This is a genomic window from Candidatus Planktophila sp., from assembly GCF_044348745.1.
Lineage (GTDB): Bacteria > Actinomycetota > Actinomycetes > Nanopelagicales > Nanopelagicaceae > Planktophila.
On sequence record NZ_JBIKSG010000029.1, the window covers coordinates 1 to 12,314 of the forward strand.

Annotated in this window: 17 protein-coding genes and 2 tRNA genes; 2 read left to right on the plus strand and 17 right to left on the minus strand. The window is 45.6% G+C overall.

The annotated features are described in order from the left end of the window. The 6 genes from heR to AC9UH7_RS05050 all read right to left on the minus strand — a co-directional run. Nucleotides 1–452: heliorhodopsin HeR (gene heR, locus AC9UH7_RS05025; protein WP_509595881.1), on the minus strand; the 452-nt coding region annotated here is incomplete at its 3' end. A 31-nt stretch (nucleotides 453–483) separates the two neighbouring features. Further along, nucleotides 484–840, minus strand: coding sequence for a thiol-disulfide oxidoreductase DCC family protein (locus AC9UH7_RS05030; RefSeq protein WP_509595884.1), 357 nt, complete (start codon nucleotides 838–840; stop codon nucleotides 484–486). Continuing rightward, complete coding sequence (locus AC9UH7_RS05035; RefSeq protein ID WP_509595886.1) at nucleotides 833–1,561, minus strand: Type 1 glutamine amidotransferase-like domain-containing protein; 729 nt, start codon at nucleotides 1,559–1,561, stop codon at nucleotides 833–835. The genes AC9UH7_RS05030 and AC9UH7_RS05035 overlap by 8 nt, the downstream gene beginning before the upstream one ends. 25 nt (nucleotides 1,562–1,586) lie before the next feature. After that, nucleotides 1,587–2,018 (minus strand): CBS domain-containing protein, encoded by a 432-nt coding sequence (locus AC9UH7_RS05040; protein ID WP_509595888.1) that lies wholly within the window; start codon nucleotides 2,016–2,018, stop codon nucleotides 1,587–1,589. 73 nt (nucleotides 2,019–2,091) lie between these two features. Beyond that, nucleotides 2,092–2,736 carry a UbiA family prenyltransferase gene (locus AC9UH7_RS05045; RefSeq protein ID WP_509595889.1) on the minus strand — a complete coding sequence of 215 codons (645 nt, stop codon included), beginning with the start codon at nucleotides 2,734–2,736 and terminating at the stop codon, nucleotides 2,092–2,094. A gap of 15 nt (nucleotides 2,737–2,751) precedes the next feature. Continuing rightward, a complete protein-coding gene (locus tag AC9UH7_RS05050; protein WP_509595892.1) occupies nucleotides 2,752–3,039 on the minus strand; it encodes a DUF1905 domain-containing protein in 288 nt (95 codons plus the stop codon). Nucleotides 3,040–3,098: 59 nt separating this feature from the next. Between AC9UH7_RS05050 and AC9UH7_RS05055 the strand changes: the two genes are divergently transcribed. After that, entirely contained in the window at nucleotides 3,099–3,626 is a 528-nt protein-coding gene (locus AC9UH7_RS05055; protein WP_509595895.1) for a hypothetical protein, read from the plus strand. A gap of 9 nt (nucleotides 3,627–3,635) precedes the next feature. Further along, entirely contained in the window at nucleotides 3,636–4,544 is a 909-nt protein-coding gene (gene trhO / locus AC9UH7_RS05060; RefSeq protein WP_509595897.1) for an oxygen-dependent tRNA uridine(34) hydroxylase TrhO, read from the plus strand. Here trhO and AC9UH7_RS05065 read toward each other — a convergent pair. The 11 genes from AC9UH7_RS05065 to AC9UH7_RS05115 form a co-directional block, all read right to left on the minus strand. After that, on the minus strand, nucleotides 4,541–4,918 hold the full coding sequence (locus AC9UH7_RS05065; protein ID WP_509595900.1) for a hypothetical protein: 378 nt from the start codon (nucleotides 4,916–4,918) through the stop codon (nucleotides 4,541–4,543). The two genes, trhO and AC9UH7_RS05065, sit on opposite strands and share 4 nt — an antisense overlap. Before the next feature lie 72 nt (nucleotides 4,919–4,990). Beyond that, on the minus strand, nucleotides 4,991–6,220 hold the full coding sequence (locus AC9UH7_RS05070) for an acetyl-CoA hydrolase/transferase family protein (protein ID WP_509595902.1): 1,230 nt from the start codon (nucleotides 6,218–6,220) through the stop codon (nucleotides 4,991–4,993). A gap of 76 nt (nucleotides 6,221–6,296) precedes the next feature. Continuing rightward, nucleotides 6,297–6,372, minus strand: a tRNA-Glu gene (locus AC9UH7_RS05075). 52 nt (nucleotides 6,373–6,424) lie between these two features. Beyond that, a tRNA-Gln gene (locus AC9UH7_RS05080) sits at nucleotides 6,425–6,496 on the minus strand. 61 nt (nucleotides 6,497–6,557) lie between these two features. After that, entirely contained in the window at nucleotides 6,558–8,015 is a 1,458-nt protein-coding gene (gene gltX, locus AC9UH7_RS05085) for a glutamate--tRNA ligase (protein ID WP_509595905.1), read from the minus strand. Further along, nucleotides 8,015–8,800 carry a fumarylacetoacetate hydrolase family protein gene (locus AC9UH7_RS05090; RefSeq protein WP_509595907.1) on the minus strand — a complete coding sequence of 262 codons (786 nt, stop codon included), beginning with the start codon at nucleotides 8,798–8,800 and terminating at the stop codon, nucleotides 8,015–8,017. The genes gltX and AC9UH7_RS05090 overlap by 1 nt, the downstream gene beginning before the upstream one ends. Before the next feature lie 15 nt (nucleotides 8,801–8,815). After that, nucleotides 8,816–10,093, minus strand: coding sequence for a hemolysin family protein (locus AC9UH7_RS05095; protein WP_509595910.1), 1,278 nt, complete (start codon nucleotides 10,091–10,093; stop codon nucleotides 8,816–8,818). Beyond that, nucleotides 10,090–10,527: an rRNA maturation RNase YbeY gene (gene ybeY / locus AC9UH7_RS05100; protein ID WP_509595913.1), complete on the minus strand. Its 438-nt coding sequence runs from the start codon at nucleotides 10,525–10,527 to the stop codon at nucleotides 10,090–10,092. The genes AC9UH7_RS05095 and ybeY overlap by 4 nt, the downstream gene beginning before the upstream one ends. Further along, nucleotides 10,524–11,507 (minus strand): PhoH family protein, encoded by a 984-nt coding sequence (locus tag AC9UH7_RS05105; RefSeq protein WP_509595914.1) that lies wholly within the window; start codon nucleotides 11,505–11,507, stop codon nucleotides 10,524–10,526. Before AC9UH7_RS05105 ends, ybeY begins: the two co-directional genes overlap by 4 nt. Nucleotides 11,508–11,525: 18 nt before the next feature. Further along, a complete protein-coding gene (locus AC9UH7_RS05110; protein ID WP_509595916.1) occupies nucleotides 11,526–11,873 on the minus strand; it encodes a histidine triad nucleotide-binding protein in 348 nt (115 codons plus the stop codon). A gap of 4 nt (nucleotides 11,874–11,877) precedes the next feature. Next, nucleotides 11,878–12,314: RsmE family RNA methyltransferase (locus AC9UH7_RS05115; protein ID WP_509595918.1), on the minus strand; the 437-nt coding region annotated here is incomplete at its 5' end.

Below are 12,314 nucleotides of genomic sequence, written 5' to 3' on the forward strand. Positions count from 1 at the left end.
GTTTCATACTTCTCTTGTAACCAGCCAAAGAGAATCATGGATGCATTAACCCCAAAGATTGCGATGATTGCCGCGATATCTGTGACACCAACGATTTGTGCGATCAAAACGATCATCACAGAAGAGCTAATTGAGTACTCCACCCAGCGGAAGTAATTTCGGTTCTGGGTTAAGCCCGCGCTGTAGCGAGTAAAGAATTGTGGAGATGCGACTAAAAAGTGGAAGAAAGCTGACAAACCAAGGAAGATCGCAACGGTTAGACCAACTGGGGTGTCGAGCACAGTAATTGCTTCGGCAAAGGTTGTGCCTGGTGGGCCTGACATATAGCGAGCCACAATCGGAAGAGTGAAGTCATTGGCAAGTGCCAGGACGGCAATCATCTGGAGTAGGTGGAAAACACCAGCGATGATGTTGTAGCGGCGGATTGTGGATGTGTCGATTGGTTTGCTCATGAGTACAGGGTAAAGGCAAGCATCGCTTTTCCTATTTATTTAAGAAGTACAGAACTCTCGTGGCTATTTTGATGGGCCAGGTGTTTCTGTGAGCTGCGACCCAGCGATAGCCAGTACGACCCAGATTTCCACTCGCCCCTAGAAGAAATGCTGCAGTCTTATTCCCGCGGTGCTGAAGTAGATGCCTAATGGCATCAGCGCCTGAGTAAGTATCAGTACTTGTGATCACATAGAGCTGAGTGGCGCATTGTTCACGGGTTACATTAAAGGGTTGCAAATCTGCTGTTTGAAAGGCTACAGCCTGCACAACTAACTTTCGCTGAAGCCAGATTAGTGATTGCTGGCAAAATTCGCATTCACCATCAAAGATTACAGTTGTACTACTCATGTGCTTGAAAATGAATCTGCTGACCGTCGGTTAATTGTTGGTCAGGCATGCCCTTTAACACATGCACCATGGCATCACCCACTACAACCCAGTGCTCATCCCCACTGCGCTTAACTATGGCGGTTAATTCATCAACTCCAATAAGAATCGAATCATCTGGAACATGTAGCAAAACTTTTGCCGCACTTTCTGGGATCCACTTAAAGAACTTATTGAAGTGTGGAATAACTCGAATTTCTGGAAGCAGGCTTAAACCTTGTGAGGGAGATTTCTTTAGCAAGCGAAAGTTTGGAATGTGAGAGCTTAAAACCATGGCACCTGCACTGCAGCCAGCAAGTGATGCGCCAGTGCGCCAGTTTTCTTTGATCGCATCCCACAATGGTGTGTCCACAAGTGTTTCAGCTAAGTAGTGCGGGTCTCCCCCAGACATATACATCAGCGCTGAATCTTTAATCAGTGCTGCATACTCTGGATTTCTAGCATCCTCACGGGTGAAGATGGGAAGAAAAATTGTATCCACATCTAATCGTTTTGCTTGCTCTAGTCCTAGTTGTTTCCAATACTCAAGGCGATCTGGTGATTCTTTCCCGGCAGCTGTTGGTATCTGAATATAGATCGGTCTTTTCCCGTTTTTGATGCCGTCATCAAGTAATGATCTTTCAAAGCTTGCCATGGCAGGTAAATACTCTCCTGATCCAACCAGGGCGAGTGATCCATTCATGCGGTGAAGTCTAGGTGTTAAACCCTTATCCGGCAGTGCTCACATAATCTTTGAGAGCCTGGCGCTCTGAATCTATTTCACTCACATAATTTTTGACTACATCGCCAATAGAGACAATCGAAAGGAGATTGGCCGCCTCATCTATCACTGGGACGTGGCGAATTCGGAGCTCAGTCATCATGGACATCAACTCTGCGATCGTTGAATCTGGTGTGCAGGTGTGAACATCTACCGTCATGATGTCTCGGACGTGCATGCCAACTAACTGATCTAGTTTGCCAGGCATAGCTCGCACAACATCTCGCTCAGAGACAATGCCATCAATTTTCTTGCCATCACTAGAAACAACAAGTGCTCCAACATGGTGAGTGTTGAGGGCATTGACCAAGTCATGAACAGTTGCGCTTGCTGAAATTGTTTCAACTTTCTTGCCTGCAATAATGGTGCTTACTTTCATCTTCTCCCCCTGTGGTGGTAGGTGAAGTAATAGTGCGCTTATGGCAGATGGAAATCAATAGGTGGAAAGTGAATTACCTCAGCAAGATCAAGATGCCCGCGATGATGAGCGTAAGGGCGGTGATGATGGAGTACTTGGTTCCAAGGCGTTGCGGCAGGCCTTGAATCCCACTCTTCTGATCTTGTTTCATATCTTTGATCACGTTAATAAAGTGTGCTGCCATTCCAAACAGCGCACCTCCCAGCCACATCCACAAAGGCGGGTTTATGTCTTTAGAGATTGCTATTGAGGATGGCAAGACAGCAAATGCAATCGCATATGGAAGTGGAGAGAGAACTGAGAACTTAAAGTAGAAGTTATAGGCGACTCCACACGCGATGCCGAGCATGTAGACAAGCCCACCTTTAATTCCAAGTGGGCCAAGTAGGTTTGCAATAAATGAAAAAGGAACCATGAAGCGCAACCACTTTTGCAAGTACTGCTGGGTTATTAACCCAGAGACAAGAGGTTTGTTTGTCCTCTTATGTGCAACATCATCTTTGTAATCGTAAAGATCATTGCTCCAGCCAACTACTAGCTGTCCCGTTGCCACGGTAAATGCAATTACATAGGCCGGGCCTTCCCACCAGTAATAGGTACCAAAGCCAAATGCAATAGTGGTAACTATTAGGGTTGGCCCAAAGTGAGAGGCTTGTCTAAGACCTTTAAACTTCTTCATTGGTTCACTCTATTGCTAACAATCAAAATCGAGTTGGACTGTGACCTTGTCGCCCACCTTAAGTTCAAGAGGTGAACGAACAGCATTTTTAAGCGGAACTAGATAAGTTCCTTGTTTTGGGAAAAGTGCAGTTTTAAAGGTTTGATTTTTGATTGTTACCATCGCGTGCAGCACGCCCCATCCATAACTCTTGTCAGCTGCAATTGCTTTGATCTCAGAGGCATATTTAGGTGGCGTTTCAATGAAATAGAAAGGCGCAGGACCTCGCCATTCGATTACCTCACCCTTAAAAGAAAAATCCACGCGTAAATTCTAGAACAAGGCCATGGCGATTTCACAGATTAGCCCAGTATCTTTGCTCTGTGAGAAAACTACTAGCAATAGCTCTGATTTCCTCTTTGCTATTTTCCTCAACAACTCTTGCCGTGGCTTCTAGTAATAAGTTTGCAGATGCTCAAACGGGACTTACTTATACGGTCTATAAACCATCAACTACATTGAGTATGCCTGGCAAAGTTTTTCAGTTAATTGATTGCCTACCTGATGAAGAACAATGGCTCTATGCAAAATATGGTGGAACTGTTCGTTATATAGAGATTATGGAAACAAAGGCAGGGGTTAAATGCTCTGATCCCGGGGTGGCAAAGTTGTTAAAGCCTGTTGTAATCAATGGCAGCAAAGCCCAGGTCTATGTTTATTGCGATCCTGCCAAAGCAGCATCTTTTGCAAAATGTGGAACCTCAGACATCGTGCGCTTAGGTGGTTATCTGATTTTTACAGCCAAAGCAGGCAAGGGCCTTAAGCCAACAGAGATTCAGGTTCAGGCAATGGGTGGTATCACTTACGCTCAACTACTTGCTGTGGCAAAGGGGCTAAAGCCAGTCGGTTAGAATTGCCACATGGACTTAGACAAAGTAATTCTGTTTTATGGCTTCACGCCGATAACAGATACTGCTGCCGTAAAGCTATGGCAGAAGACTTTGTGCGAATCCCTTGGCATTAAGGGTCGCATCATTGTTTCACCCCACGGAATTAACGGAACGCTGGGCGGCAAGATGGAAGACCTCAAGAAATATGTAAAGGCAACTAAGGCATATCCGGGCTTTAAGAAGATTGACTTCAAGTGGTCTGACGGTACCGGCCAAGATTTTCCAAAACTAAAGATCAAAATTCGTCCAGAACTTGTTGCCTTCGGCAATCCTGATGAGATCAAAGTTGATGAAAATGGCGTGATCGGTGGCGGTGTTCATTTGCGCCCGGAAGAAGTGAACAAACTTGTTGAAGAGCGCGGAGATGACGTTTTCTTCTTCGATGGCCGTAACGCATTTGAAGCTAAAGTTGGAAAATTTAAAGACGCAGTGGTGCCGGATATTGAAACTTCACATGACTTTGTGGCTGAAATTGAAAGCGGTAAATACGACCACATGAAAGATAAGCCAGTAGTTACTTACTGCACTGGTGGAATTCGCTGTGAAATCTTGTCTGTAGTGATGAAAAACCGTGGCTTTAAAGAGGTCTACCAAATTAAAGGTGGGATCGTGCGCTATGGCAATAAATTTGGCGATGACGGCCTGTGGGAAGGCTCTTTGTATACCTTCGATGACCGTCTAACTATTGATTTTAGTGACCACACAAAGTTAATTGGCCAATGTGCTGAATGCAACGGTGCAACTAAGCAGTTTAGGAACTGCCAAAAGCCTGAATGTCATCAACTAGTGCTGCTGTGTGATCCTTGCTATGACACCCATACAGAGCGTCCCTGTAATCATGAGCGTGAAGTAAAGCGAAACCGCGAACTTATTGGCTAATTACTGATGTTGCGTGCTGTGCGCCAGTGGTAAAGATAAAGCGGACCAGCAATCGCAATTGTTGTAAATGATGTGAAGATGCTCTTCAACGCCCGGATCTGATTGTTCTCATCTTGCTGGGCTAGTAATTCTGCAGATGGCATATTTTCTGGCTTTGAATACACATCAATGTAGGCAGGATCTGGAAACACAGCGTTCATGATTGAGTTGATCAAAGACACGGTAGAAAACAAGACAACAAGCAAAGTAATCAAACAAACTGCATAGAGATAGAGCGACCGCCAATCAACACGATCGTTACGAACTTCGACAACAGGTGCTACGGCACGCTTTGCAGGTGCTTTTCTTGCTACAGCCTTTTTTGTCGTTGCCATTTCCATCTCCTTAGTTTGTTATTTGCCTATCTTCCCACACCAGGTGACCAGTTGTTGGTAAAGACTTAACTATTAGATCAGTCCAAACTCTGAGGCTTTTGCAATTAACTCTTCACGCACCGAAGGGTGTGCGGCGTTCTTGATGATATTTATTGCCTGATCATTCTGGCTATGACCAAAGCAGGCCGCGACTCCTTGCTCAGTAACTACATACGAATGTTGAAAGTGAGTGACATTTGAATGCAACCTAGGCACGATTGTTGAAACATTTGCTTTGGGATGCCAGGAAGGCAGAGCGACAAATGATTGACCGCCACGACTGTGTAGTGCACCCACGATGAAATCAGTTGATCCGCCAAAGCCACTATAGATCTTTCCCCGCACATGACTAGCGTTAGCTTGATCAAACAAATCCACTTCAAGTGCGCTGTTTATAGATGTCATCTTGGCTTGTCGAGCAATCTGACTAGGATCATTTGTTCGTTCAGTGCGAAGCATGCGCACCTTTTTGTTGAGATCCAACCACTGATATAGCTCTTGGCTGCCGAAGATAAAGGAGGCGGTAATGAGAATTTCTTCATCTAAACTTCCAGCCATTGAAAGTTCTAGGACTCCATCAGTAAACATTTCAGTCCAGACACGCAAACCTTTGCGTTGCTTAAGTGCCAATAGAACAGCATCCGGCACTCCACCAATGCCCAACTGAAGGGTTGAATTGTCTTCTACAAGTGCGGCAATCCGGCTTCCTATTTCTGCTTGGGCATCGGATATTTCTGTTGCAGGCTTTTCCTGTAGGGGTTCATCAACTTCAACTAAATAATCAATTTCACTGTCATATATCTGCGCATCCCCATAGGTATAGGGCATTTGTTTGTTGGATTGAGCGATGACTAATCCCCCGTGAGCACGCGCAGTTTCAATTGCTCTAGGCAAGATGTTTACTTCAGTGCCAAGACTGACTGTGTCAAAACGTTGTTGAGAGGTGTGAATAAGTACAACATCAGGGCGATAAAAGTTACGAATCAAAACTGGCAAGAGAGATAGCCGTGATGGAATGTATTCCAGTCGTGGGTGATTGCGCATGGCAGGCCCCACAAAAGCTGTCTCGTAGGTAATTCCCTCACGATTAGGAATGCCATCACCATGAGCATTTAGCATGTGAAGTTTGAACTCAGGGATCACTTCATCTGCGATAGCCAAAAGGGTGCGAGGTGTTGAAAAGTTACCTGAAGCAATAATTCGTGGATTACTCGGTAAGTTAGCGAGAATGCTCTTTAGTTGTTCCGTGTTAATTACTCGCATGTGTGCAATCTACTCTCGGATGTAAAACAAAAATCTCTCTTCTCACGCAATTGATGTGTGAGAAGAGAGATATCAGTGGTAGCCCCGAAGGGATTCGAACCCTCGTAGCTGACTTGAGAAGCCAGAGTCCTAGGCCGCTAGACGACGGGGCCATGCTTTTTTATAACTAGGACAAAACATATTCAGTTGTACTTCGGTACTGCGCTGGGGTACCAGGACTCGAACCTAGACTTACTGAACCAGAATCAGCAGGGCTGCCAATTACCCCATACCCCAAGGACGATCCAATACTGGATTGGAAGACCTTGTACTGCAATGGCAAAGAATACCAGCGGTTTTAGAGAGCCAATCCCGCGTTAATACGCAGCAAACAGGCCTCTTTGCCCAGTAGTTCCATTGATTCAAATAGCGGAGGGGAAATCGTGCTGCCAGTCGTTGCAATGCGCAAAGCGGTAAATGCAATACGTGGCTTCAACGCCATTTCCTCGATCAATGATGCACGCAGCACAGCTTCGATGTTTTCGTGGTTCCACACAGAGACGGTTTCAAGCTCTTTAAGTGAGCGCTTCAAGATCTCCTTGGATCCTTCATCTGTAATCTTTGAAACTGATTCAGCATCAACTGCAAAGTTTGCAGTAAACAGGAACTTAAGCATCTTTGGTACTTCATTGAGCATAATGATGCGTTCTTGAATCAAAGGTAGCGCCTTCTTGACTAACTCAATCTCTGCTTCCGTGCCGGTGATGACATCGGCTTTGGTCAAGAATGGCAAAGACCACTTCAGGAAATCATCCAAAGTTAAGGCACGAATCTTGTCACCATTGATTGCTTCAAGCTTCTTCATATCAAAACGTGCTGGTGAACTATGAACCTTTTCAACTGTGAACATTTCAGTCAGTTGCTTCATGGTGATGTTTTCCACATCGTCCCCTGGAGACCAACCTAGAAGTGCTAGATAGTTACAAATTGCCTCAGGCAAGAAACCCATCTCGCGATACCAAGCAATTGATACTTCGCCATTTCGCTTAGAGAGCTTTGCGTTGTCTTGCCCCATAACAAATGGAAGGTGGGCAAACACTGGGTAATCCTCTAGTGCCACACCCATTGCTTGATACACGCGAATTTGGCGGGGTGTTGAGGAGAGTAAGTCTTCTCCACGTAGAACGTGGGTTACCTTCATCAAAACATCATCGACTGCAACAGCTAATGTGTATAGCGGTGAACCATCTGCTCTGACTAAAACAAAGTCTGGAACAAAGTTATGATCAAAAGAAACATCTCCACGAATCAAATCGTTAAAGGTGGTGCTGCCATCTGGCATGCGCATCCGAACAACTGCCCCGCGGCCTTCTGCTTTATAGGCAGCGATTTGATCTGCTGTTAGCTCCCGGCAATGTCCGTTATAACCAGGTGCAACGTTAGCTTTGCGTTGTGCTTCACGCACGGCTTCTAACTCATCTGGTGAGCAATAACAGTGATATGCATCTTTTTGATCCAGAAACTTTTGGGCCCAAGTTGCATAGATGTCTAAACGTTGTGATTGCAGATAAGGACCATTGTCCCCGCCAACTTCTGGACCCTCATCCCAATCAAGACCAAGCCATTTGAGGGTGTCGATAGCTGCATTGATGTATTCATCAGTTACGCGAGTTGTGTCTGTATCTTCAATACGAAACAAGAATGTGCCGCCTGTATGACGGGCATATGCCCAATCAAATAGGGCTGTGCGAATGTTTCCCACATGTAGATCGCCAGTTGGCGATGGAGCAAAGCGAACTTTAACTTTTTTTGTCATTACCTGACCGCCACCTTATTTGTTAGTTCGCCTAATCCTTCAATAGCCATAGTGGCTTTCTCGCCTGCAACCATGGGACCAATGCCGGCAGGTGTGCCTGTCAAAATAATGTCACCTGGTAGCAATGTCATGACCCGTGAGACAAAGTTAATGATCGTTGGAACATCAAAGATCATGTCGCTAATTTGTGCAGATTGCTTTACTTCACCAGCAATTGTTGCTGTGATCTTCTGAGTGCCTGGAACGAAATCTGTATCAACCCAAGGCCCAATGGGGCAGAAGGTGTCAAAGCTCTTGGCACGGGTCCATTGACCATCTTTTTTCTGTAGATCGCGAGCTGTTACATCGTTGGCAATTGTGTATCCAAAAATGACATCATTGACTCGCTCTACTGGAACATCCTTACAAATCCGACCAATAACAATTGCAAGCTCTGCTTCATGATCAATTCGCTCAGACATCTCTGGCCACACAATTGTGTCGTTGGGGCCGATGACGGAAGTGTTTGGCTTTAAGAAAATAATTGGTTCATCTGGGACTATCCCACCCATCTCAGCAGCATGATCGGCATAGTTCTTACCAACGCAAACAACTTTTGAGCGAGGAATAATTGGGGCCAGTAAGCGCACTTTGTTCAGTTCGATAGTTGCTGCAGTCTTTTGGATCCCAGAGTAGATCGGATCTCCGCTGATGATGGAAATGATCCCGTCATCTTCCAGAATGCCAAAGAGAGGATCTTGTCCTAAACCAGCATCTGGGCCTGGGGTAAATCGAACGATACGCATGTGCGCATTCTATCGTTACTCAGCGTCCTCAATCTCTTCAACAAGACGCTCGACTAGTACGGAGGAAATTCTGCGACGGCGCCCCTGTGGGCGTTCTGATGTGATTGCCCATCCATGCCATGAAATAGTCGAACCAGCGATTGGCACGCGGCCAAGTTTTTGCGCCATCAATCCGCCAATGCTGTCAATATCTTCATACTCATCTTTTTCAATCTCAATCTTTAATTCATCAGCTAGATCTTCGATATGCAGAGTTGCTCTTGCTCGGCCCTTATCCGCACTCAACCATGTGAATTCTTCTTCCCCATCGTCAAACTCATCTTCAATCTCTCCCACAATTTCTTCGATGATGTCCTCAATAGTGATAATTCCTGCAGTTCCGCCATATTCGTCCACAACAATTGCAAGGTGAATTTGGTTCTTCTGCATCTCCTTTAAGAGATCATCTGCCATCTTTATCTCAGGCACAAAGTTCGCAGGACGCATCAACTGTTCAATCTTTTCAGTGTGCTCTGCCTCGTGGTGATCGAGTGCTCGCTTTGCTAAATCCTTTACATAAACAATTCCGACAATGTTGTCGATGCCATCACCAATTACTGGAATACGGGAATACCCGCTTCGAAGGGCAAGCGACAATCCTTGACGCAAGCTCTTGTCTTTTTCTACCCAGACCATATCGGTGCGAGGAACCATTAATTCTCTAACCAAGGTGTCGCCTAGTTCAAACACTGAGTGAATCATCTCGTGCTCATCAGACTCCACTAGACCTCGCTCATGTGCCTGATCTACTAGATCCCGAAGTTCTGCTTCAGAGGTGAAAGGTCCGGATCTAAATCCTTTGCCAGGTGTTAGGGCGTTACCAACAGAGATTAGCAACTTCGTAACTGGGCCAAGCAAAAATGCCAATCCATAAGCAACGATAATTCCGTAACGTGCATACTTGTGTGGTTGCTGCTTACCCAAAGTGCGTGGACCAACGCCAACTACAACGTAAGAAAGCACCACCATGATGGCAACAGTTAGCGCCATAGCTTGCGCACTTGAATAGTTACGAAGCAAGATAACTGCCAATAAAACAGTTGCGGTGAACTCACAGAGCTTACGTACTAACAAGATCACATTGAGGTATCTGGCAGGTTGGGCTGTGTACTTACGCAAAAGCACCGTCCCACGCTTGCCTTCAATCTCTTCAATTACAACACGAGAAATTGAAGTTAAGGCAGATTCTGATGCCGCCAGGAACCCAGCAAAGATGAGGAGAGCGATGATGCTGATTATTGCTATGGGGCTCATAAACCTTTCTGCCAATCTCTTACGATTTTTTCTTGGAGGTCAAACATGATTTTCTCTTCAGCTTTATCTGCATGGTCGTACCCAATGATATGCAATAAGCCGTGTGTGGCTAAAATGAAAATCTCATGCTCTATGGAATGTCCTTGTTGTGATGCTTGAGCTGCTGCAACAACTGGGCTAATGACTATGTCGCCAAGTGTGACCGCCTCCCCTGCTGTCTCTGGCATGTCCATTGGAAAGGAAAGAACATCGGTTGTGCCTGGCTCATCCATCCACTTGATGTGAAGCTCAGTCATGTAATCATCATCAACAAAGGAAACGTTAATTTCACATTCAGGGTTTAACTCAAGTTCTAGCAAGGCGAAGGTGAGTAGCGAGTTTATTTCAGTGGCCGGAACTAACTGCCCTGAAGTGTTTGTTACTTCAATTGTCATTGTTGGCGAATTTGTCGCAATTCTTGGCGCGCAACATCAAACTTGTCATAGGCCTTAACGATGTCCCCAATAAGTCGGTGGCGGACAACATCTTCAGCTGTTAACTCAAGGAAGGCGATGTCATCGATATCTTTCAAGATATCTCTAACGATCTTTAGTCCTGAGTTTTGTCCATTAGGTAGATCAATCTGAGTCACATCCCCTGTCACAACCATCTTTGAACCAAAGCCCAAGCGAGTCAAAAACATCTTCATCTGTTCTGGTGTGGTGTTTTGTGCCTCATCTAGGATGACGAAGGCATCATTTAATGTGCGACCACGCATGTATGCCAATGGGGCGACTTCAATAATTCCAGATTGCATTAAACGGGGGATGGAATCAATGTCGATCATGTCATGAAGTGCATCAAAGAGTGGACGCAGATAGGGATCAATCTTTTCGCTCAAAGTGCCAGGCAAGAAACCTAGACTTTCACCAGCTTCAACAGCAGGTCTGGTTAAGACAATCTTGTTTACTTTCTTTGCTTGCAACGCTGCAACAGCCATTGCCATCGCAAGATATGTCTTACCGGTACCAGCGGGGCCAATTCCAAATGTGATGGTGTGATCTTCTATCGCATCCACATAGCGCTTCTGATTTGCAGTCTTTGGTCTAATTGTCCGACCACGATTGCTGACAATATTCAGTGACATGACCTCTGCTGGATGATCAACCGGCTCATGCTCAAGCATTTCGATTGCGCGGTTAACTGCATCAACATTAAGAATGTTTCCACTGCGTATAACGACCATCATTTCGTTAAACAGGTTTTCTAGTCGTGCGCAGTCAGCATGTGGGCCACGTAAAGTAATTTCGTTACCGCGTACTGTGATATTTACAGATGGGAATGCCGCTTCAATTACTCTTAAATTGTCATCATGCGGACCCACAACAGCAACCATTGAAATGGCGTTAGGTACGGTGATCAGCGTTCGCTCCATATGAGGGTAAATCTATCTTTAACCGGGCGGCCATGTCATGGCGCGCCCACCCAGAAGGTGTAGGTGAGCGTGAAAGACGCTTTGTCCGGCCGCTTCCCCGGTGTTAAAAACAGTTCTGTAGCCGTTCAGGCCACGCTCTGTGGCAATCTGGTCTGCGGCCAAGAAAAGATCAGCTGTCATGGTCGCACTGTTGCGCGCAATACCCACGGCATTTTCTGTGTGCAAGGTTGGAATAAGTAACACATGTGTGGGTGCCTGTGGGTTGAGATCATTAAAGGCCACAACATTTTCATTTCGCAGCACAATGTCGGCCGGGATTTCTCCCTCAATGATCTTGCAAAAAATGCAATTGGAATCTAGCGCCACGTAATTACCATACCTTCAAAAGCGCTGATACAGCTGAAACAGCAGCAATACCTGCATGGGCCGAGCGCAAGATTGGTCGTCCCATAAGTGCAACCTTGGCACCTACCTGAGTGAAAGCGGTGATCTCTTCATCGGTTAATCCACCCTCTGGTCCGATGATAATCAACAAATGCTCAACGTTGTGAGATGAAATCTGATCAGATAATTTCTCAGTAGCACTTTCATGAAAAGCTATTGCAAGGTCGCTGAGCTTAATTGCCTCACAAATCTGTGCAGTAGTTGCTAACTCTGTAACTTCAGGGATCCTAAATCGACGCGATTGCTTACTCGCTTCCCGCGCAGTGATTGCAAATTTGTCTGAACCTTTACCAATACTGCGGGTTGAAACCCACGGAACAATCCGATCAACACCGGCTTCTGTTAACAACTCAATGCACTCTT